The sequence below is a fragment of the Pseudomonas sp. CCC3.1 genome (assembly GCF_034347405.1).
GTDB lineage: Bacteria > Pseudomonadota > Gammaproteobacteria > Pseudomonadales > Pseudomonadaceae > Aquipseudomonas.
Map to the genome: position 1 here is coordinate 2311874 of NZ_CP133778.1, position 20052 is coordinate 2331925.

Annotated in this window: 13 protein-coding genes and 2 pseudogenes; 8 read left to right on the forward strand and 7 right to left on the reverse strand. The window is 59.1% G+C overall.

Going from position 1 to position 20052, the window contains the following annotated elements; translation table 11 throughout:
- The 5 genes from RHM56_RS10515 to RHM56_RS10535 form a co-directional block, all read right to left on the reverse strand.
- Positions 1 to 1839 carry an extracellular solute-binding protein gene (locus RHM56_RS10515; protein ID WP_416194912.1) on the reverse strand — a complete coding sequence of 613 codons (1839 nt, stop codon included), beginning with the start codon at positions 1837 to 1839 and terminating at the stop codon, positions 1 to 3.
- Between the two features lie 255 nt (positions 1840 to 2094).
- Positions 2095 to 4791 carry a TonB-dependent receptor gene (locus RHM56_RS10520; protein WP_322241103.1) on the reverse strand — a complete coding sequence of 899 codons (2697 nt, stop codon included), beginning with the start codon at positions 4789 to 4791 and terminating at the stop codon, positions 2095 to 2097.
- 605 nt (positions 4792 to 5396) lie between these two features.
- Positions 5397 to 7205: an ABC transporter ATP-binding protein gene (locus tag RHM56_RS10525; protein WP_322241104.1), complete on the reverse strand. Its 1809-nt coding sequence runs from the start codon at positions 7203 to 7205 to the stop codon at positions 5397 to 5399.
- A gap of 257 nt (positions 7206 to 7462) precedes the next feature.
- Complete coding sequence (locus tag RHM56_RS10530) at positions 7463 to 8851, reverse strand: HAMP domain-containing sensor histidine kinase (RefSeq protein ID WP_322241105.1); 1389 nt, start codon at positions 8849 to 8851, stop codon at positions 7463 to 7465.
- Positions 8829 to 9512 (reverse strand): response regulator transcription factor, encoded by a 684-nt coding sequence (locus tag RHM56_RS10535; RefSeq protein WP_019409082.1) that lies wholly within the window; start codon positions 9510 to 9512, stop codon positions 8829 to 8831. Before RHM56_RS10535 ends, RHM56_RS10530 begins: the two co-directional genes overlap by 23 nt.
- Before the next feature lie 189 nt (positions 9513 to 9701).
- Between RHM56_RS10535 and RHM56_RS10540 the strand changes: the two genes are divergently transcribed.
- Positions 9702 to 11057 (forward strand): MATE family efflux transporter, encoded by a 1356-nt coding sequence (locus RHM56_RS10540; protein ID WP_322241106.1) that lies wholly within the window; start codon positions 9702 to 9704, stop codon positions 11055 to 11057.
- Between the two features lie 51 nt (positions 11058 to 11108).
- Here the strand turns inward: RHM56_RS10540 and RHM56_RS10545 are convergent.
- Positions 11109 to 11223: pseudogene (locus tag RHM56_RS10545) on the reverse strand (LysR family transcriptional regulator); the annotation flags it as partial.
- A 96-nt stretch (positions 11224 to 11319) separates the two neighbouring features.
- Here RHM56_RS10545 and RHM56_RS10550 point away from each other — a divergent pair.
- The 3 genes and pseudogenes from RHM56_RS10550 to RHM56_RS10555 all read left to right on the forward strand — a co-directional run bounded on the left by RHM56_RS10550 (position 11320) and on the right by RHM56_RS10555 (position 13654).
- Positions 11320 to 12099 (forward strand): SDR family NAD(P)-dependent oxidoreductase, encoded by a 780-nt coding sequence (locus RHM56_RS10550; RefSeq protein ID WP_322241107.1) that lies wholly within the window; start codon positions 11320 to 11322, stop codon positions 12097 to 12099.
- Positions 12100 to 12195, forward strand: a pseudogene (locus tag RHM56_RS25955) (SDR family NAD(P)-dependent oxidoreductase); the annotation flags it as partial.
- 40 nt (positions 12196 to 12235) lie between these two features.
- Positions 12236 to 13654, forward strand: coding sequence for an aspartate aminotransferase family protein (locus RHM56_RS10555; RefSeq protein ID WP_322241108.1), 1419 nt, complete (start codon positions 12236 to 12238; stop codon positions 13652 to 13654).
- Between the two features lie 40 nt (positions 13655 to 13694).
- Here RHM56_RS10555 and RHM56_RS10560 read toward each other — a convergent pair whose 3' ends face one another.
- Positions 13695 to 14921: an acyl-CoA dehydrogenase family protein gene (locus tag RHM56_RS10560; protein ID WP_322241109.1), complete on the reverse strand. Its 1227-nt coding sequence runs from the start codon at positions 14919 to 14921 to the stop codon at positions 13695 to 13697.
- Positions 14922 to 15337: 416 nt separating this feature from the next.
- Here RHM56_RS10560 and RHM56_RS10565 point away from each other — a divergent pair, with 416 nt between their 5' ends.
- From RHM56_RS10565 to RHM56_RS10580, 4 genes are all read left to right on the forward strand, one after another.
- Positions 15338 to 16540, forward strand: a complete 1203-nt coding sequence (locus tag RHM56_RS10565) for an SfnB family sulfur acquisition oxidoreductase (RefSeq protein WP_322241110.1) — start codon at positions 15338 to 15340, stop codon at positions 16538 to 16540.
- A gap of 16 nt (positions 16541 to 16556) precedes the next feature.
- The gene (locus RHM56_RS10570; RefSeq protein WP_322241111.1) at positions 16557 to 17003 is read left to right on the forward strand and encodes an acyl-CoA dehydrogenase; all 447 of its coding nucleotides are present in this window, start codon (positions 16557 to 16559) and stop codon (positions 17001 to 17003) included.
- Between the two features lie 4 nt (positions 17004 to 17007).
- Complete coding sequence (locus tag RHM56_RS10575; protein WP_322241112.1) at positions 17008 to 18408, forward strand: LLM class flavin-dependent oxidoreductase; 1401 nt, start codon at positions 17008 to 17010, stop codon at positions 18406 to 18408.
- A 119-nt stretch (positions 18409 to 18527) separates the two neighbouring features.
- Positions 18528 to 19964 (forward strand): FAD/NAD(P)-binding protein, encoded by a 1437-nt coding sequence (locus tag RHM56_RS10580; protein ID WP_322241113.1) that lies wholly within the window; start codon positions 18528 to 18530, stop codon positions 19962 to 19964.
- Positions 19965 to 20052: the final 88 nt, after the last annotated feature.

The following is a 20052-nucleotide window of genomic DNA, read 5'->3' on the forward strand; positions in this document are numbered from 1 at the left end:
TCAATACCCCTTCAACTGTGCGTTGGTGTGTGCGGTTTTGCTGACTTCCCACCAGGTGTCCAGGCCCTCGTCAAACTTGGGCTCCAGGGCCGGGCGGCCGAAACGGTTCTGGTACGCGGTCGGGGTGCCTACCGAGTAGTAGTTGGGGATCAGGTAATAGCCCCATTGCAGCACCCGGTCGAGGGCACGGGCGTAGTGCACCATTTCTTCGCGGCTGTTGGCTTGCACCAGCCCGTCGAGCAAGGTGTCGACCGCTGGGTCGCGCAGCACAAAGGAGTTGGAGGAGCCAACCTGAGTGGCGCTGCGTGAGCCGAACATGTCGTACATTTCGCGGCCCGGCGAGACGATGGGCTGGCCGCTGCGCGGAAAGGCGACCACGATCATGTCGTAGTCGCGGGCGTTGAGGCGGTTAACGTATTGCGCCGAGTCGATCTTGCGGATGTCCATGTTGATGCCGATCTGCGCCAGGGTGCGCTTGTACGGCATGATCATGCGGTCAAAACCGCCTTGGCCGTCCAGGAAGGTGAAGCTCAGTTGCTGTCCTTGGGCATTCACCAATTTGTTGGCTTTAGGGCTCCAGCCCGCTTCTTTGAGCAACGCCAGGGCTTGCAGTTGCTTGTCGCGGATATAACCGCTGCCATCGGTTTTGGGGGCTTGGTAGACCTGGGTGAACACTTCATCGGGGATCTTGCCGCGCAAAGGTTCGAGGATTTCCAGTTCGCGGGCATCAGGCAGTTGGGTCGCGGCCATTTCACTTTTCGGGAAGTAGCTCTGCTGACGCACATAAAAATTGCGCATCATCTGTTTGTTGGTCCACTCGAAATCCCATAACAGGCTCAGCGCCTGGCGCACGCGGCGGTCCTGAAAAAACGGATTCTGCAAGTTGAAGGCAAAGCCCTGGGCCGCGCCGGGTTTGTCCTTGGCGAAGACCCCGCGTTGCAGGCGTCCGTCGCTCAGGGCAGGGCTCTCGTAGCCGATGCTGAAACCAGTAGCCGAGAACTCGCGGTTGTAATCAAAGGCACCGGCCTTGAGCAATTGGCGGGCGATGTCGGTGTCACTGTAGAAATTCACGGTCAGGCGGTCGAAGTTGTACAGCCCTTTACTGACGGGCAAGTCCTTGGCCCACCAGTTTTTGTTGCGTTCAAAACTGATGCTGCGCCCCGGATCGACGTGCGACACCGAGTACGGGCCGCTGCCCAATGGCGGTTCAAAGCCGCCGCCATTGGCAAAGTCGCGGGTCTTCCACCAATGCTCCGGCAAAATCCGCATGCTGGCCAAATCCAGTGCCAGGGTGCGGTTCTGGTTGCTTTTGAAGTCGAAGCGAATTTGCCGCGGGCCTTCGATGACCACGTCCTTGACCTCGCCATAAAGCATGCGATAGCTCAGGCTGCCTTTGGTCATCAGGGTGTTGTAGGTGAAAGCCACATCTGGCGCGGTGATCGGCGTGTCGTCGGCAAAACGGGCTTTGGGGTTCAGGTTAAAGCGCACCCACAGGCCGTCAGGGTCGCGCTCCATGGTTTGCGCGATCAGTCCGTAGACCGTGTAAGGCTCATCCAGTGAGCGAAAGGCCAGGGGCGAATAGACCCATTGATCAACCTGCACGACACCGGTGCCTTGATCGATATAGGGCGCGATGTAATTGAACTGGCCGATTTCCATCGCCGATCGACTGAGCGAGCCGCCTTTGGGCGCGCTCGGGTTCACGTAGTCAAAGTGCTGGAAACCGGTAGGGTATTTGGGCGCTTCGCCATAGACCGTCATGGCGGGGCCGGGTGCAGCGCTCACGCTGAGGCACAGGCAAGACAGCACCGGCACCAGCAGCGAGCGGAGCAGGGGCATGAACAGTGAAGACATGATGGAATTTCCTTGTGCCGCGTGTTGAATCATCGACTGCTTTGAAAAGTCCCACAGCCCGGTGCTGAAAGGCTATGGGAGCAACTGTGGGAGCCTGGCTTGCCAGCGATGCAGGCGATACGGTTTTTCTGTTGAACCGTGTTGATACCCTCGCGGGCAAGCCCGCTCGCACAAGATCATCGTCGTGCGCTCACTATGCGCTTGCCCGGTGAAGGGCAAAACGGTTTCTGCAGGCGGTACTCAGAAGTGGTAAGTCGCACGGGCGAAGAAGGTACGACCCAGCGGGTCGGCGTAACGTGGATCGTAACCACTCTGGAAGTTATAGGCCTGATTGGTGAACGGCGGGTCGCGGTCAAACAGGTTTTTAACCCCGACGTCCAGGTCCACGGTTTTGTCGAAGGTGTAGCCTCCCGAAATATCCCACAGGGTGTACGACGCGACGCGCGCGTTAGCGTCTGGGTTGGCGTCCTTGTAGCTGCTGGTGAAGCGGTTGACCAACGAAGCGCGGTAGGCGCCCAGGTTCCAGGTGCCGCTCAACACGTGCTTCCAGCGCGCAATCATGCCGTCGTCTTGAAACGCGCTGACTTTGTCGGTGTAGCTGCCACCAATGGTGGTCTGGTAGTCATAGCGCGAGACATAAGTGCCTTGCAGACCCAGGCCGAACTGGCCGTACGGCGTGTTCGGGAATTTGTAGTCGACGCTGACGTCCACACCGCTGGTTTTAACTGCACCCAGGTTGGCGAGGCCGGTCTGCACGTAGTTGAGGGAACCATCGGCGTTGCGAATGTAACGATCGGCATAGGTGTTGGGATCGTCAAATACGGTGGATTCCGGGAACTCGGCGATCTGGTTGGCGATGTGAATCCACCAGAAATCCAGGCCCACAGACAGTTCACGCACCGGTTGATAAACAAAGCCCAGGGTTAGGTTGCGAGCGGTTTCTGGCGACAGATCGGTGTTGCCCCCCGTGCGGTTATGGAATTGCTGACCGCAGTCGCGACCGGCATCGCCACCCGGCTGCACAGTGCCGCCGGTGCACAGTCGAGGGTCATTGTAGAAACCCTGGGTGTACGTGGTGTATTGCGGGTTGTACAGCTCATACAGCGACGGTGCGCGAAAGCCTTCGCTGTAAGCACCGCGTACCACGAGCTCCTTGACCGGCTGGTAGCGGAATGAGTATTTCGGGTTGGTGGTGCTGCCGAAGTCGCTGTACTTGTCGTGACGCACGGCGGCCGACAGTTCGAGGCTGTCCAGTACTGGCACGTTCAGTTCGGTGTACAGCGCCTTGACGGTGCGATCGCCTGAGACGCCCGCATCAGGGTCGACGCCGAGGCTGCCCAGATCGCCTGCGAACTGCGCGTAGCTTTGATGGAATTTCTCTTGGCGGTATTCGCCACCGACCGCGAGCCCGGAAGGTCCAGCACCAAACCAGTCACCGATTTCACGACTGGCGCGGCCATCAATGGCCGATACGCGTCCGACAGAAGAGATGTACTGGCCGTGGTATTGGTTGGCATCAATCAGCCGCTGACCGGCTGCGCTTTGCGGGCCGAACGGGTTGATGATGCCATTGGCAATGCCGTCGATCATGGCGGAGTCGCTGACAAAACCGCCGGTGATGCTTTCGGTCACCGAGTTTTGGTTGTACGAAGCGCCGAGGTTGTAATCCCAGCCTTTGGCGAGGCCATCAAAGCTCAGCACCAAGCGTTGGCTGGTGTTCTGGTCTTTGGTTGAGCGGCCACCGGCAGCGGTTTCGCGCCAGTTAAGCCCAATCGGCTGGGTCGGATCGAAGGACGCGCTGGAGGACGCCGGGGTGATGCCATTACCGGGGAAATAAGGCGAGGTCGGGTCCATGGTCAGGCCGGTCAGCGACGATGGCGCAATCGCGACCGCGTTGTTATTGCGCGCCCAGAAGTATTCCAGATTGACGTTGTCGTCATCGGTGATCTTGCCGGTGGCCTTGCCAAAGAACGAGGTCTTCTCGGTTTCCGGCACCAGGTCCAGATAGTCGCGGGTGTTGTAGCGGCACACACCCTGGCGTGAGACCAGGTTAGTACCGTTGCAGCCGGTGGCCGACAACGGGTTAGTGGTCACGCCATTCTGGCTGTAGTTGGCCGGGTACGAAACGCCAGAGGTTTGGTCCAGACCACGGCCCGGGACGTAACTTTGAGAGAACGAGCGATCCTTGGCTTGCAGGCTGTCCTGCTTGTTGTAGCCCACCACACCGAACACGTTAAAGCGGTCTTTTTCCAGGTCGCCGTAACCCCAACTGGCATTCACGTCATGACTGCTGCCACCGCCGCTGTGGCTGGGTGTGTCACCGCCCAGGGTCAGGGAGCCATCAGTCAGTGATTTTTTGGTAATGAAGTTGATCACCCCGCCGATGGCGTCAGTGCCGTACAGGGCTGATGCGCCGTCGCGCAATACTTCTACCCGCTCAATGGCGGCGAAAGGGATGGTGTTCAAGTCGACAGCCGAACCGTCGACCGCGTTATTGCCCAAGCGTCGGCCGTTGAGCAGCACCAGCGTTTTGTTGGCGCCGATGCCACGCATGTCGGCAAAGCTTGAGCCCCCTGATGACGATCCCACAGAGCGTGCCGCGTTAACCAGCGACTGGTTACCGCTGACCCGCTGCATCAGTTCTGCAGTGGTGGTCACCCCTTCATTACGCAATTGTTCGACGCTGAGAATGGTGATGGGTACCGCCGTCTCGGCATCCACCCGGCGAATGGCCGAGCCCGTCACCTCAACGCGTTGCAGTTGGGTGGTTGGTGCTGCCGTCCCTTGGCTGCTTGAGTCTTGTGCCGCACTTGTTTCTGCTGCCTGTAACTGGCCCGCGCTCATCCCCAGAGCGATGAGATACAACGGCACCAAACGGTGCCGTTGCAGGCTTGCAACCAGTGGTTTTAAGTTAAAACCTGAACGCTTGTTCTGCATGGTTCCATCCGACTTTTTAGATGTTTGTTGGAATGGCCTTGTGGGCCCTCATGACTCCGGTTGGGTTGTGTCGACCCTTGGCAAATCACTTTCTTCAAGCAAGCCGCTCCCCCTGCGCGGACAAAACAGCGTCCGCGCGCGGCATTCAGTACTGCGTGGTGACAACGGGATCTCTTTAACGATGGCGTTTTAATGGCTAATGTTTGGTTTGGTTAAGCTGGGTAAAGCAACCGGTGTGCCAATACGTTTGATTGATGTAAATCATGTGAACTTTTTTATAATTTTTATATAAATGGCTCGGCGGAGGCAGGCAGTGTTAGGCCGCGTTAAAACGACGCGTTCTTGCGAACTTAGAGAGGCGGGATTTAATAAGAATGGCCTGCATTGCTATTGTCGGACAATCAGGCAGGGCGCGGCTTTGGTGTTAGAAACCGTACATTGATGTGACAGTTCGTTGCTATTTATTCGTACAGTTGAAAAGTTATCGGGTTATAGCGTTAGCGTTAAAAAATTAGCTGTATGCGGCTATATCCTTGTAGGAGCGAGCTTGTCTCGCGATCTTTTGATCTTTAAAAGATCGCGAGACAAGCTCGCTCCTACAGTCGTTAAGACGTGGATAACGTTGGCGCGTCGCTATCACTTAACAAACCGTCCGACTGGTGTTGCCACAGTCGGTAATACAGGCCTTCACGTTCAAGTAATTGTTGATGACTGCCATCTTCAACAATGATGCCTTTATCCAGCACGACTATTCGGTCCAGATGGGCGAGGGTAGACAGTCGATGTGCCACAACCAATACGGTTTTGTCCGCCATGATGTCGTCGAGGCTGTTTTGAATCAGGCTTTCAGTCTCTGAATCGAGGCTGGCTGTGGCTTCGTCCAGCACCAGAATCGGTGCGTTCTTGAGCAAGGCTCGTGCAATGGCAATGCGTTGGCGCTGGCCCCCCGATAGCTTGACCCCGCGCTCGCCAATCAAGGCGTCGTAGCCTTCGGGCATTTGCAGGATAAAGTCATGGGCGTGGGCCCGTTGTGCCGCTTGGGTGATTTGCGTATCACTGGCGTGCACGTCGCCGTAGCCAATGTTCTCGCGCAATGAACGGTGGAACAGGCCAGGCTCCTGGGGGATTAAAGCAATATGTTCGTGCAACGATTGCTGGGTCATGTCCAGCACGTTAATGCCGTCGACCTCAATGGTTCCGCCTTGCGGGTCGTAGGCGCGCAAAAGCAGGTTGAGCAAGGTCGATTTGCCTGACCCCGACAGACCGACAATCCCCACCCGTTGCCCGGCCAGAATATGCAGATTGAACTGTTTGAAGATGGGTTTTCCGGGGTTGTAGCTGAAATTCACATCGCGAAAGTGGATTGAGCCCTTGTCGATAAGTGCAGGCTGGGCACCTTTGCGATCTGGCATTTCGTGGGGTTGCAGCAGGGTGTTGATGCTGTTTTCGATGTTGCCGATGAATTCGAAAAAATGCATGAACTGCATGCTCAGAAAGCTGCACTGGGCCACGATCATCAGGCCCAGAGTGGCAACCATCACCAACTCGCCGACACTGATTTTGCCTGCGTGCCACAAATACAGTGCCAGTGCGACCAGGCCAACGCGCAGCACGATTGACAGGCTGTCTTGCAACAGGCGGATTTTCTCCTGATAGAAGAACGAACGCTGCGCCGCCTGCTTTTCGGTGGACTGGTAGCGGCTCAAATAGCCGAGTTCAAAGTCTTGGCGGGCGAACAGCCGAATGCTGCTGAGGTTACTCACGGCATCGACTATTTTGCCGGTGGTCACACTGCGGGTTTTGGCGTGATTATTGGCCAGCACCTGAGCCTTGCGTGACAGCACATACGCCAGCAGCGAATAGCTCACCACCCACACCAGCAAGCCCAGCCCTAGCCAGGGCGAGGCGAGTGTCAGCAAGACCAGGCTCGTCGCCAGCACCACGAGAATCGGTAGCATTTCGACGATCAGCACCCAGGTGGCATCCAGCAAGCCGATGCTGCCCTCACTGATGCGCTGCGCCAGACTCCCGGCAAAATGCTCGCCGAAATAGCGCGGTGAATGCTGTTGCAGGTAGGCAAACAGATCACGGGTGATCTGCACCTTCTGTTGCGGGCGGACCATGATCATGCAGAAGGTTGCGCCACGGGCGAACACCATTTGCGCCACTGCCAGGCCAAACAGCAGGCCCAGCGCCGGGAGGCTCGCCCGGAGCACATCCGCGTGATCCCACAGGCCATCACTGACGGCGCCGGTGATACGGCCGATGGCATACGGCATCAGGGTGGCGCTCATCGCGGCGCCGATTTGCAGCACGGCGATTGCCCAATACCATCCCGGGTTCTGGCGGATGTAGTGCCACACAAAGGCCCAGGGTCGTTTAGGTGGAACCGTAATAGCGTCTAACTCAGACATGTCTTCCCTTTACGCAGTCGCAGAAATGCAAGTGCGCAAAAGCAAGAAAGAACCGTGCCAGATTATTATTGAATAAAAAAGTCTTCGGAACCCGTAGCAGTTGCCGAGCTCCGCGAGGCTACGTCCGGTTGCGTAGCAATCGTAAACCTGAGAATCGGATTGATATGAATGATCCCGATTGTCGTTTCACGACGACTGCGTCGTCGGACGTAGCCTCGCGGAGCTCGGCAACTGCTACGGGCAGAGGGTGATGTTTTTTACCCCACGTTGATCAGGCTTTGGCGGCAGTGCAGCGTCAGTTTCGCGCCGCCGCCTTCACGGCTGCCAACTTCAAGGCCAAAGCCATGCAGGTTGACGATGGCCGCCACGATGGACAGGCCAAGGCCAAAGCCTGCGTGCTTGTCGTCGCTGCGGTAAAAGCGCTGGAACACGGCTTTGCGCTCGGCCTCGGGAATGCCGGGGCCGGTGTCGAGCACTTCAATGCGGGGGCTGCCTTCGTCATCGGTCGCCCGCAAAATCACTTCGCCGCCCGCCGGGGTGAACTTGATCGAATTGCTCAGCAGGTTGGCCAGTGCTTCAAACAACAACGCGCGGTCACCCGTAAGACTGGGAAGTGTTGGCGGGGTGTCCAAAATCAACGTGACCTGTCCCTCCTCAGCCAGTGGCAGGTAAAAATCGTACAGTTCCTGAAGCAAGGCCAATGGTTCGAGTTGCAGGAAACCCGAACGCCGCTGGTGATCTTCCAGCTCGGAAATGCGCAATAACCCGCGAAAGCGGGCCATCAGGGTATCGGTTTCGCCGATCACTTCATCCAGTTGCAGCGCTTCAGGTGAGCCTTCTACCGCTTGTTGCTGAATCCGGTACAACTGCGCTCGCAAGCGGGTGAGCGGGGTTCGCAGGTCGTGGGCGATGTTGTCACACACGCCTTTGACCTCATGCATCAGCCGCTCAATCCGGTCGAGCATGGCGTTGACGATGGCGGCCAGCATGTCCAGTTCGTCACGCCGGTTGGACAGCGGCAAGCGGTAGGTCAGGTCGCCAGCGACAATCGCCTCGGCGCTGACCTGAATCGCCCGGATACGTTGCAGCGGTCGGCGGCGCAGCAAGTGCCAGCCAGCAATGCCTGGGATGATGGTCAGTGACAAGCCCCACACCAGCGCATGCAGGATGATCCGCGTCACGGCGAACAGCGAGCCGTTATCACGCACCAGCACCAGCCAGCGCCCATCTTGAGTCTGGGTGGCCACCGCGTCGCAGCTGTCTTGTGGCAGGTCGGGGTCGTCGGAAGCGATGCAAGTGGCCAACTCGTGAATCTGGCCATCCAGCGGCAGGTCGGAGGGGATGCTGCGAATCGGGCCGCTGATGTGCTGTTGTTGCGAATCAAACAGTCCATAGGCATCAACTGCGCGCATATCGAATGTCATGCTGGTGGCGAGCGCATCATCCAGTTGCTCGCCATGAAAGCGCGCAAACAGATGTTGGCGCTGCATCAGCGAGTGTTTGGCCAGGTTACCCAGGTAGTCCGACACCTCGTAATACAGCACCCCCATGAGGATGCAGCTCCAGGCCACGAACAAAAAGCTGTACAGCGCCAGCAGCCGGCTGCTGGAAGAACGCCAGCCCTTAGAGGGGTTCGGCAATGACATAACCCGAGCCTCGAACAGTGCGAATAAGCGGCACCAGGCCTTGTGGGTCGATTTTCTTGCGCAGGCGCCCGATGTGCACGTCGATCAGGTTGGTGCCCGGGTCGAAGTGATAGCCCCAGACTTCTTCGAAGATCATCATCCGCGAGAGGATTTGCCCGGTGTTGCGCATCAGGAATTCCAGCAGCTTGTATTCGGTGGGCAGCAGGCTCAGTTGCTGCTCGGCGCGACTGGCTTCGCGGGTGATCAGATTCAGCTCAAGGTCGGCCACGCGCAACGAAGTTTCGTGCTTGTCGACCGGGCTTTTGCGCCGCAGCAAGACTTCAACCCGGGCGGCCATTTCGTCGCTGGCAAAAGGTTTGGTCAGGTAATCATCGCCACCGGCCCGCAGGCCGCGTACGCGCTCGTCCACGTCAGACAGCGCGCTGATCATCAAAATCGGCGTGCTCACACCAATGGTGCGCAGGGTGGTTACAATGGCCAGCCCATCCAGCTCCGGAAGCATCCGGTCGAGGGTAATCAGGTCATAGTCGCCGCTCACGGCGCGCACCAGGCCTTCACGGCCATTGGCGACCCAGTCAACCTCCAACCCGTGGCTGCTCAATTCAGCCACGATCTCTTTCGCTGTTACGGCATCATCTTCGATGGTCAAAATGCGGGTCATACCGTCACCTGTGTAGGTCTCTTGAGCAGTGAGCACATTTTGCCCCTAAAAAGCTGAAACGTTTCTTAATAATGTTTCATGTTCAGCTGAGGGTCAGACTAGGGTAGTCCACACGCTGTGTTTGGTAACAAAAACTGACCGGTGTGCGGTATAACGCGTCACCGCTTTTTTAATCAGGACCCCTCCGTTATGCAAACCCCCTCACAACGGCCGCTGTGGAAGATCTATCTGGTCTTTCTCGCGCCGATGGTGCTGTCCAATTTCTTGCAGAGCTTTTCCGGCACCCTTAACGGAATCTACGTCGGGCAACTGCTGGGGACTCAAGCGCTGGCAGCGGTGTCGGGGATGTTTCCGATTATTTTCTTTTTTATCGCCCTGGTCATCGGCCTTGGCGCGGGTGCTTCGGTGCTGATTGGTCAGGCATGGGGCGCGCGGGAAACGGCGATGGTCAAGCAGATCACCGGCGCCACGCTGACCTTGGGGGCCTTGATCGGGCTGGCGGCAGCGGTGCTGGGCAGCGTGTTTGCGCGTCCGGCGTTGCAGGCGCTGGGAACCCCGGTTGACGTCCTGGACGAGGCCGTGGGGTATGCTCGGATGATGATGCTGATCATGCCGTCGTTGCTGGTGTTTATCCTGTTTACCCAGTTGTTGCGGGGGGTGAGTGACACGGTGTCGCCGTTGCTGGCGCTGATGGTCTCGACCGCCGTGGGCCTGGTACTGACCCCGGCATTGATTCTCGGTTGGGCAGGACTGCCGAAAATGGGCATCCAGAGTGCCGCGCTGGCAGGTCTTGTGAGTAACGTGTTGGCCATGCTGTTTCTGGTACTGCGCCTGCGTCATAAAAAACATGTCATGGCGCCTGATCGAGCATTGTGGCGGGCGTTGCGCCTGAACCGGGAAATCCTCGGCAAGGTATTGCGCATCGGTCTGCCGACCGGCTTGCAGATGGTGGTGTTATCGCTGTCGGAGCTGGTGATTCTGGCCCTGGTGAACAGCCATGGCTCCGAGGCCACGGCGGCCTATGGTGCGGTGACGCAAATCGTCAATTACGTGCAGTTCCCGGCGCTGTCGATTGCCATCACCGCGTCGATCCTCGGCGCCCAAGCCATTGGTGCCGGGCGTCCTGAGCGCATCGGTTCGATCTTGCGCACCGGGTTGTTGATCAACCTGTGCCTGACCGGGTTCTTGGTGGTGCTCGGCTACGTGTTGTCCGACTGGTTACTGGGGCTGTTCATCACTGACGTACAGGCGCATGCACGGGCAGAACACCTGCTGCACATCATGCTCTGGAGTGTTCTGGTGTTTGGCTTTCAGGCTGCGATCAGCGGGGTCATGCGCGCCAGCGGCGTGGTGCTGGTGCCGATGGGCATTACGGTATTCTGCGTGCTGTGCATTGAACTGCCGGTGGCCTATGCGCTGAATGCGCACTTCGGCCTGGAAGGCGTGTGGATGGCGTTCCCGGTGACCTATATCGCGATGCTGCTGATGCAGACTGCGTATTACCGGCTGGTCTGGCGGCACAAACCGATTCAACGATTGGTGTAGGTCTCGACACCGCCCAACCCGAGCGGGCGGTTCTTGACCCAGACAATGTCGACACCGCCATGCTCACCGCCGAAGGCACGCGCCCTAGCTTGCGGGCTGCCGCAGAGAACGAGCCGCTGTCGACGACTGCGAGAAACACGTTGAGTGATTCACTGGTAAAGGCCATGTGGTTGTCAGTTTTGTTGATGATAATCGTCTTTAATTATCAGATTTATGAACCTAAATTTCAGTCCCACACCTACAGCATTTTGGGGGAGGCGCCATGTTCAACGCGATAGACCGAGGCCGCGTGGCACTCGTCAGTGGAGTCGGCAGCGAGCACGGCATCGGTATGGCCATTGCCCGCAGGCTGGGTGAGGCGGGTGTCAAGTTGATCATCACCGCGAGCAGTGCGCGCATCGCTGCACGGGTCGCTGAACTGCGTGCTGAAGGGGTTGAGGTCGAGGGCCGTGTGGCGGACCTGACCGATGAACAGCAGGTTCGCGAGTTGGGTCAGTGGGCCGAAGCCGTGTGGGGGCGAATCGACATTCTGGTGAACAACGCTGGCATGGCCATGCAAGGCAGTCCGGAGCCCTTTGCGGCATTGGCAAACATGGATCTGCACACCTGGAACCTGTCACTGGCGCGCAACCTGACCACCGCCTTTTTGCTCACGCGAGCAGTGCTGCCCGGCATGCAGGCGCGTGGCTACGGGCGCATCGTCAATATCAGTTCGACCACCGGTACGCGTGGCAGCAACCCCGGGGAAGCGGCTTATAGCGCGGCCAAGGCCGGCATGCTGGGTATGAACATGGGGCTGGCGCTCGAAGTGGCGAAACACGGGATCACTGTCAACAGCGTTGCTCCCGGCTGGGTTGCGACGGGTTCCAGCACGCCCGAAGAGGCCGTAGCCGCCCGTTATGTGCCAATAGGCCGAGCAGGCGACCCGCGTGAAGTCGCCAGCGCGGTGGCCTTTTTGGCGTCATCCGAGGCCAGTTACATCACCGGCGAAGTGTTGGTGGTGGACGGCGGCAATTGTCTGGTCGAGAACAAGGCACCTTAGCTGTCTGAATTGGCGCTTTTCTTGTGTCAGCCCGCAGCCCGGTCGATTACCGGAGCAGACATGGCGATTGATTGCGGCTTATCGGCTGGCAATTAACGACCGCCCAAACCAGCGTGATTAATAAAAGGGTTTATGTATGTCGAGCAGTGGAATCAGCGAGTCAGCGGTGGCGTCATTCGCAGCCAATGAGCGTGAGCGCTTTATCCAGAGCAATCCCAAGTCGATTGCGCTGGCGGAGCGTGCCCAGGCCAATCTGTACAACGGCGTGCCCATGCACTGGATGAGCGACTGGTCCATGCCCACGCCGCTCTTTGTGCAACACGCTCAGGGCGCGCGCTTTACCGACGTCGATGGTCATGAGTACACCGACTTTTGCCTGGGCGACACCGGCAGCATGTTCGGCCATTCACCCGCCCCCATCGCCCGTGCCATCAGCGAACAGGCGAGCAAAGGCCTGACCACCATGTTGCCGGGGGAAGATGCTGTGGTCTGCGGCGAGCTGCTGGCCGAGCGCTTCGGCTTGCCGTTTTGGCAAGTCACCGCCACCGCCACTGACGCCAATCGTTACGTTGTGCGCTGGGCGCGGGCGATCACCCAGCGCAACACCTTGTTGGTGTTTGATGGCTGCTACCACGGCACGGTCGATGACGTGATGGTGCGCAATCGCGAGGGCGCCACCGTGCATCGCTCAGGCTTGGTTGGCCAGGCCTATGACTTGACGCAGTACAGCCGCTCCATCCCGTTCAACGACATTGAAGCGCTCAAGGCCGCTCTGGCTCAGGGTGATGTGTGTGCACTGCTGTGCGAGCCCGCCATGACCAATATCGGCATGGTCTTGCCCGAGCCAGGCTTTATGCAAAAATGCCGCGAACTGACGCGCCAATACGCCAGCCTGCTGATCATCGACGAAACCCACACCATCTCCACCGGCATCGGCGGTTGCACCCGCCTGTGGGACTTGCAGCCGGATTTCTTTGTGGTCGGCAAACCCATCGCAGGCGGTGTTCCGTGTGCGGTGTTCGGCTTTACCGAGCACGTGGCCACAGGCATGCGAGCTGTGCAGCAAAAAAACAGCGAGCAGAGCACTGGCCATGGCCACAGCGGCATGGGCACGACCTTGTCGGCCAACGCACTGGCGATGCATTGCATGCGCGCCAACCTGCAAGAAGTCATGACTGAACAGGCTTACCAGCACATCTTGCCGCTGGCGGCTCAATTGGCCGAAGGGCTGCGACAGGTGTTCAAGCGGCACGGGTTGCACTGGTCGGTGACTGAGCTGGGGGCACGCTGCGAGTTTCAATTCTGCGCCACGCCGCCCAAGACCGGCGCACAAGCCGAGGCCGCTTTCCATGACAGCCTGCAAATGGCCTTGCACCTGTATCTGATCAACCGCGGGATCCTGATCACGCCGTTCCACAACATGACCCTGTGCTGCCCACAGACCAGCACCGCCGATGTCGAGCGGCTGATCAGCGAACTGGATCAGGCACTCAGCGTCTTGCTCGCACTACCTGGCGCGCGCGTCGAATTCCCAGAGCACTCCCAAGGCGCTTGAGTCACTATCCAGCGCCCACACATCAGCGACTACAACAGCCTTAACCCGTTTTGACGCTATTACCGATTTGCCACACGTACAGGGGTTCGGTGCCGTTGAGGGTCCAGTCCCCGACAATCCGGGCTTTGTAGATCCATGGGTTATGCGACGCAGCTGTGCGGGCGTTGCGCCAGTGGCGGTCGAGGGACTTGTTGACGCTCACGCCCGAAGCGCCGAGCGCGTTGAACAGGTCGCTGGTGGCACGCAGGATCAACTCCGAGACCACGATCTGAGCCTTTGATGTCTCGATTTCGGCATCGATATTGGCGTGGCGTTCGGCTTCGGCATCGTCACTGAAACGCGCGACATACGCGCGCTGCAGGGGCTCGGCCGAACGCAAGGTCGCGGCCTCGGCGGCATATACCTGTGCCGATATTTGCCCGACCACTTGTTGTATTTGCGCATCACCGCGCGTGGTGTCGGCCGTGCCATGGCTAAACACGCGCTTGCGATCACGGACTTCCTGCGCCACATCACGCTCCACCGCACGGCCAATCCCGGCCAGAACGGCCAGCAACACCAACTGGTAAAAGGCGGTCTGGTATTTGAAGCGGGTTTCGAACGGGATGACCTGTTCGGCACTCAGCGGTACATCGATATACACCGAAGTGCCGCTGCCGGTGGTGCGCTGGCCAAAGCCGTCCCAGTCATCGCTGTGGGTGACGCCAGCGTGGCGAGCGTCGACGATGGCGATCACATCGGCGCCGTTGTCCGAGCGCTGGGCGTAGACATCGACCCAGTCGGCAAAAATGCTGCCGGTGCTGTAGTACTTGGCGCCGTTGAGCACAAAGTCCGCGCCTTGCGGCCGTACTTTAGTGATGACTTCTCCGAGTTTGACTGCGCCGACTTCGGTCCAGCCGTTACCCACCAGGTCTCCGGCCACGAAGCGTGCGAACCAGGCATCCCGCGTCGGACTGGAAGGGGCGTTGAGGCGGTCTTCGACAAAAGCAAAATGGCCGCGCAGCGATTGCACGATATTGGAGTCGGCCTCGGCCAGTTCGATCAGCAATTGAAACAGCTGGCTGATCGAAGCACCTGCGCCGCCGAATGCCACCGGTACCCGGACGGCGCCCAAACCTGCTTCTTTCAGCCAGCGGATTGGCTCGAAGGGCAGTTCGCGGGCCTGTTCGCGCTCAACCGTACCGGCGGCGATTTGCCGGAACAGCGGGCGGAATCGATTGGCCAGCGTTTCATAGTCGGTGCCGACGGACAGAGGGTTTTGGCTCATGACAATGCTCCTGCATAAATGAAAGGTCACTGGCATGTCGGTTGCACAGTCTGTGCCGTTCCCCCACAGCTCGAGAATCCGGGGGATTGGCGTTTTTATGCGGGCCATACTGTTGGTTTTGCAACAGCTGATTAACAACCTGTACGCCACCCCAACAGCGATTGAAGTCCTGTAGGAGCGAGCTTGCCTCGCGATCTTTTTAAAGGTCAAAAGATCGCGAGCAAGCTCGCTCCTACAGGTCATGTGTTGCTTGGCCAACTGTTGCATAGCCAACAGCAAGTGGACAGATTGCACGGTAGCTGCTGCGATTTGCTCGCTGTAAAATTTATTAAATTACTGATTTATATAGATATTTAAAAGCGGCACGACCTGTGCAATAGCGCCTTCAGTGTTTTCCATTGCATTGGAGTCTGCCCATGAGCATTTCTGTATCACCCCCTGCCAAGGCCCACGTGATCACGTCCGATGCCGAGGCTATTGAGGTGGCTAACGCCTTGGCGGTGCGTTTTGCCGAAGAAGCCTCGGTGCGTGATCGTGACCGCCGCTTGCCGGTACCTGAGCTGGATGAGTTTGCCGCCAGTGGTCTGTGGGGCATTACTGTGCCCAAGGCCTACGGTGGTGCCGGGGTGTCTTATGTGACGGTCGCCGAGGTGATCAAGATCATTTCGGCCGCCGATTCTTCTTTGGGGCAAATCCCGCAGAACCACTTGGGCGTGCTGGACATTCTGCTGCACACCGGCAGCGAAGAACAAAAGCGTTATTACTACGGCAAAGCGCTGGACGGCTGGCGCTTCGGCAATGCTTTTTCGGAGTCCAAAAGCAAGAACGTAGGCGCTTTTCAAACCCGCATTCGCTTTGAAGACGATCACGCGGTGATCGACGGTGAGAAGTTCTACTGCACCGGCGCGCTGTTCGCCCACATTGTTCCGGCCGTTGGGGTTGATGAACAGAACCGGGCCTTTATCGCCTTCGTTGAACGTGACAATCCGGGGCTGACCATCATCGACAGTTGGGACGGTTTCGGTCAGCGCACCACCGCTAGTGGCGGCGCTGTTCTGGAGGCTGTGCGTGTCCCGCTGAGCGCGGTGATCCCAGCACACAAAGCGTTTGACGAGCCCACCGCCGATGGCCCGATTTCGCAGATTATTCAGGCCGCGGTGGACACCGGCATCGCCCATGGCGCGTTTGAACAGGCGCTGATCCACGCGCGGCTGGCGCGGCCTTGGGTCGACAGCCAGCAGGAACATGGCTGGCAAGATCCTTACACCATTGCCGCCATCGGCGATCTGCAATGGCGCTTGAATGGTACCGACGCGATTCTAGCCAAGGCCGGTCGGGCCATCGACCACGCACTGGCTTCGCCCAGCGAAGAGAGTGTGGCCGAAGCCTCTGTGATCGTGGCTCAGGCCAAAGTGCTGTCGGCTGAAATTGCCTTGCTTGCCAGCAGCAAGCTGTTCGAACTGGCCGGTACCCGCTCGGTGCTCGGCAAACACAACCTGGACCGTTTTTGGCGCAATGCGCGGACCCACACCCTGCATGACCCGGCGCGCTGGAAATATCACCTCATTGGCAACCGCCTGCTCAACGGTATCCAGCCTCCACGCCATGCCTGGAATTGATCGAGGAATCACGACTATGAACAGCCCGGCAATTGCTTTGCCCAACCAGCTTGCGGCAGCCGCGCAAGACTTGCGCCTTGCGCGCCAAGGCCTGGAACACACCCTGACGTTCGTGCGCGAACAGGCCCAGCCGTGGGCGCTCAGCGGCTTGAACAAGGCCGTAGACGACCCGTACATCATCGGCAAATTTGGCGATTTGCACATCCGCATCGAGGTTGCCGATGCGCTCTATCAACGCGCCGAACACTTTACGGGCACGGCCCCCGAGACGTTTGTTGCAACCGCCGAAGCCGTGATCGCCAGCGCCGAGGCGTTACAGGCGGTGGGCAATGTTCAGCAGGAACTCACTGGCAGCCGCCCGGCGGCGCCTTCCCAGGAAGGCCGCGAACCCTTGCGCTGGCAGTACCAGATTATTGGCAACCACCGTTTGAACGGCGTCGTGCCGCCACAGCTTCAGGAGTAATTCGATGTCCCGTGAAATTCGTCTCAACGCTTTCGACATGAACTGTGTGGGGCACCAGTCGCCCGGCCTGTGGGCGCACCCGCGTGACCGCTCATGGCAGTACAAAGACCTCGAATACTGGACCGATCTGGCAAAAATCCTTGAGCGCGGCAAGTTCGACGGGCTGTTTATCGCTGACGTGCTGGGCATTTATGACGTCTATCAAGGCAACGGTCATGCGGCGATTCGCCAGGGCGCGCAAGTGCCGGTCAATGACCCGCTGCAACTGATTCCGCCGATGGCGATGGTTACCGAACACCTGGGTTTTGGCCTGACGGCGTCCTTGTCGTTTGAGCACCCGTATCCATTCGCCCGTCGCTTGTCGACGCTCGATCACCTGACCAAGGGCCGTGCAGGCTGGAACATCGTCACCTCGTACCTGGAAAGCGGTGCCAAAAACATCGGGCAAAAAGCCCTGACCGAGCACGACTCACGCTACGACTACGCCGAGGAATACCTGGAAGTCTGCTACAAGCTCTGGGAAGGCAGTTGGGAAGAGGGCGCCATCCTGCGTGATCGCGAGCGCCGGGTGTTCAGTGACCCGAGTAAAATCCACGAGATCCAGCACGTTGGCAAACACTTCCAGGTGCCGGGCATCCACCTTTGCGAACCTTCGCCGCAACGCACCCCGGTGCTCTACCAGGCCGGTGCATCCAGCCGTGGCAAGCAGTTTGCCGCCGAGCAGGCCGAGTGCGTGTTTGTGGCGGCGCCGTCCAAAGTGCTGCTGAAAAAGACCGTGGCCGATATTCGCCGTCGCGCTGCCGAAGCGGGCCGTGATCCGTCGAAAATCCTTATTTTCAACCTGCAAACCGTGATCCTCGGCGAGACCGACGCCAAGGCCAAAGCCAAGTTTGAAGAGTACAAAAGCTACGTCAGCTACGAAGGCGCGATGGCCTTGATCTCTGGTTGGACCGGGATCGACTTCAGCCAGTTCAAACCTGACGAGCCGCTCAAGCATGTGCACACCAACGCCATTCAATCGGCGGTGGAAACCTTTTCGACAGCCGATCCAAATACCATCTGGACGCCCAATGCACTGGCGGACTGGGTGGGCATTGGCGGTTTTGGCCCGCTGTTTGTCGGCAGCCCGGAAACCGTGGCAGACCTGCTTGAAGAGTGGGTGGCCGACACTGACGTGGACGGCTTCAATCTGGCCTACGCGGTGACCCACGAAACCTTTATCGATGCCGTGGACTTGCTGGTGCCAGAGCTGCAAAAGCGCGGGGTGTACAAAAAGGAATACGCGCCGGGGACATTGCGCGAGAAGCTGTTTGGTGAAGGCCCCAAACTGGCCGATTGGCACTCGGGGGCGGGGTACCGTAATCTCGGCGAACTGAACCGAGCGCGGGAGAAAGACCGCGCCTGATGCAATGTTGTTCATTTTAGTGAAAGAGGCCCCTGTAGGAGCGAGCTTGCTCGCGATCTTTTAAACGATCAAAAGATTGCGAGGCAAGCTCGCTCCTACATCCAAAAGAGAGAATAACCATGAGTGAGCCACAAGGCGGACAGGCAACCTCTGCCATCCGTGAGGCCGATGTGCTGATTGTTGGCGGTGGCCTGAGCGGCACCTTGCTGGCCATGCAATTGCTGCGTTTAGCGGGGGCCCGACACATTGTTCTGGTCGAGCCGCGTGCCGAACTGGGCCGGGGCGAGGCCTACAGCGCCACTGAACTGGGGCACACCCTTAACGGCAACGCGGCGCGTATGAGCGTCGATCCGGACGATGCCGATGATCTGACCCGCTGGCTGCAAGCGTACATTGCGGACGGTGGCTGGCCCGAGTCTGATGAGCAGCATGTGCCGGTCGCGCATTTGTTCCCGCCACGCGGACTGTTTGGCCAATACGCCCAGCAGCGCCTGGCCGAGGCGTTGGCCATCGGCACGCCGCAAGGGTCGAGCCTGACCCATGTTCGCGACGAAGTGGTCGACCTGCAAGCCGATGACAATCGGGTGCAGGTTACCCTCAAAGGTGGCCGCCAGTTGCAGGCCGCTGCGGCGGTTCTGGCCACCGGCATGTTCCCGGCGGCGCGTACGGCGCAACGCCAGTCCAGCGGGTTGAACGCGGCGGCGCTGGACCCGTGGGATGTCGAGGCATTGCGCGGGTTGGCGGTGGATGCGCGGGTGCTGATCATTGGCTCCGGGCTGACCATGGTGGATGCGCTGGAGTCGCTGAATCGGGCCGGGCATCGCGGGCCAATCGAGGTGTTTTCACGGCATGGCCTGTTGCCGCATGTTCGACGTCAGCCACCGGCCTGGGAAGACTTCTTGACCCTTTCGCCCGATGTGCGCAGTCCGCTGCAACTGCTGCGGGCGTTGCGTCGTCAGTGCGAGCTGGCTGAGGCGGCGGGGATTGATTGGCAGGCCCCTCTGGACACTGTGCGCGTGCATATCGGCAGGCTGTGGAGCCAGGCCAGCGATGTACAGCGCCGACAGTTTGTGCGTCATGTGCGGCCGTGGTGGGAAAGCCATCACCATCGCTCCCCGCCACAGGGCAATGCCTTGTTGGAAAAACTGTTGGAGGAGGGCCGCTTGACCCTTCGCGCAGCCTCGTTGCAAGGGGTAGAAGTGAGCGCCGATGGACGCCCGCGGATTCGCCTGCGCTATCGCGGGCAAGCGGACGTGAGGGTGGTGGAGGGCGATGGGTTGATCAACTCCACCGGCATCGAATACGACTGGCGTCGGGTGGATAAAGCCTTGCCCCGGCAGTTGCTGGAGCGGGGATTGATTCGTCCGGGGAATTTGGGCTTGGGCATTGCGGCGGATCGGAGCGGGGCGGTGTTGAACGCCCAATCAGAGGTTGCCAAACGGCTGTTTGCCATGGGCCCGCCATTGCGTGGCGAATGGTGGGAAAGTACCGCGGTGACAGATGTTGCCTTGCAAGCCAAGGCATTGGCGGCGCGCTTGGCTGAACACGCGTTGTAACGGCTTCAAACTCCCGTTGGGAGCGGGCTTGCTCGCGATTGGATCAACGCGCACTTCAATGACACTGCGTTGTCTGCATCGCGAGCAA

What these genes read in the sequence shown, in the direction of transcription:
- RHM56_RS10515 (WP_416194912.1), bottom strand. Translation starts at nt 1,839, where the DNA reads ATGCCCCTGCTCCGCTCGCTGCTGGTGCCGGTGCTGTCTTGCCTGTGC.
- RHM56_RS10520 (WP_322241103.1), bottom strand. Translation starts at nt 4,791, where the DNA reads ATGCAGAACAAGCGTTCAGGTTTTAACTTAAAACCACTGGTTGCAAGC.
- RHM56_RS10525 (WP_322241104.1), bottom strand. Translation starts at nt 7,205, where the DNA reads ATGTCTGAGTTAGACGCTATTACGGTTCCACCTAAACGACCCTGGGCC.
- RHM56_RS10530 (WP_322241105.1), bottom strand. Translation starts at nt 8,851, where the DNA reads ATGTCATTGCCGAACCCCTCTAAGGGCTGGCGTTCTTCCAGCAGCCGG.
- RHM56_RS10535 (WP_019409082.1), bottom strand. Translation starts at nt 9,512, where the DNA reads ATGACCCGCATTTTGACCATCGAAGATGATGCCGTAACAGCGAAAGAG.
- RHM56_RS10540 (WP_322241106.1), top strand. Translation starts at nt 9,702, where the DNA reads ATGCAAACCCCCTCACAACGGCCGCTGTGGAAGATCTATCTGGTCTTT.
- RHM56_RS10550 (WP_322241107.1), top strand. Translation starts at nt 11,320, where the DNA reads ATGTTCAACGCGATAGACCGAGGCCGCGTGGCACTCGTCAGTGGAGTC.
- RHM56_RS10555 (WP_322241108.1), top strand. Translation starts at nt 12,236, where the DNA reads ATGTCGAGCAGTGGAATCAGCGAGTCAGCGGTGGCGTCATTCGCAGCC.
- RHM56_RS10560 (WP_322241109.1), bottom strand. Translation starts at nt 14,921, where the DNA reads ATGAGCCAAAACCCTCTGTCCGTCGGCACCGACTATGAAACGCTGGCC.
- RHM56_RS10565 (WP_322241110.1), top strand. Translation starts at nt 15,338, where the DNA reads ATGAGCATTTCTGTATCACCCCCTGCCAAGGCCCACGTGATCACGTCC.
- RHM56_RS10570 (WP_322241111.1), top strand. Translation starts at nt 16,557, where the DNA reads ATGAACAGCCCGGCAATTGCTTTGCCCAACCAGCTTGCGGCAGCCGCG.
- RHM56_RS10575 (WP_322241112.1), top strand. Translation starts at nt 17,008, where the DNA reads ATGTCCCGTGAAATTCGTCTCAACGCTTTCGACATGAACTGTGTGGGG.
- RHM56_RS10580 (WP_322241113.1), top strand. Translation starts at nt 18,528, where the DNA reads ATGAGTGAGCCACAAGGCGGACAGGCAACCTCTGCCATCCGTGAGGCC.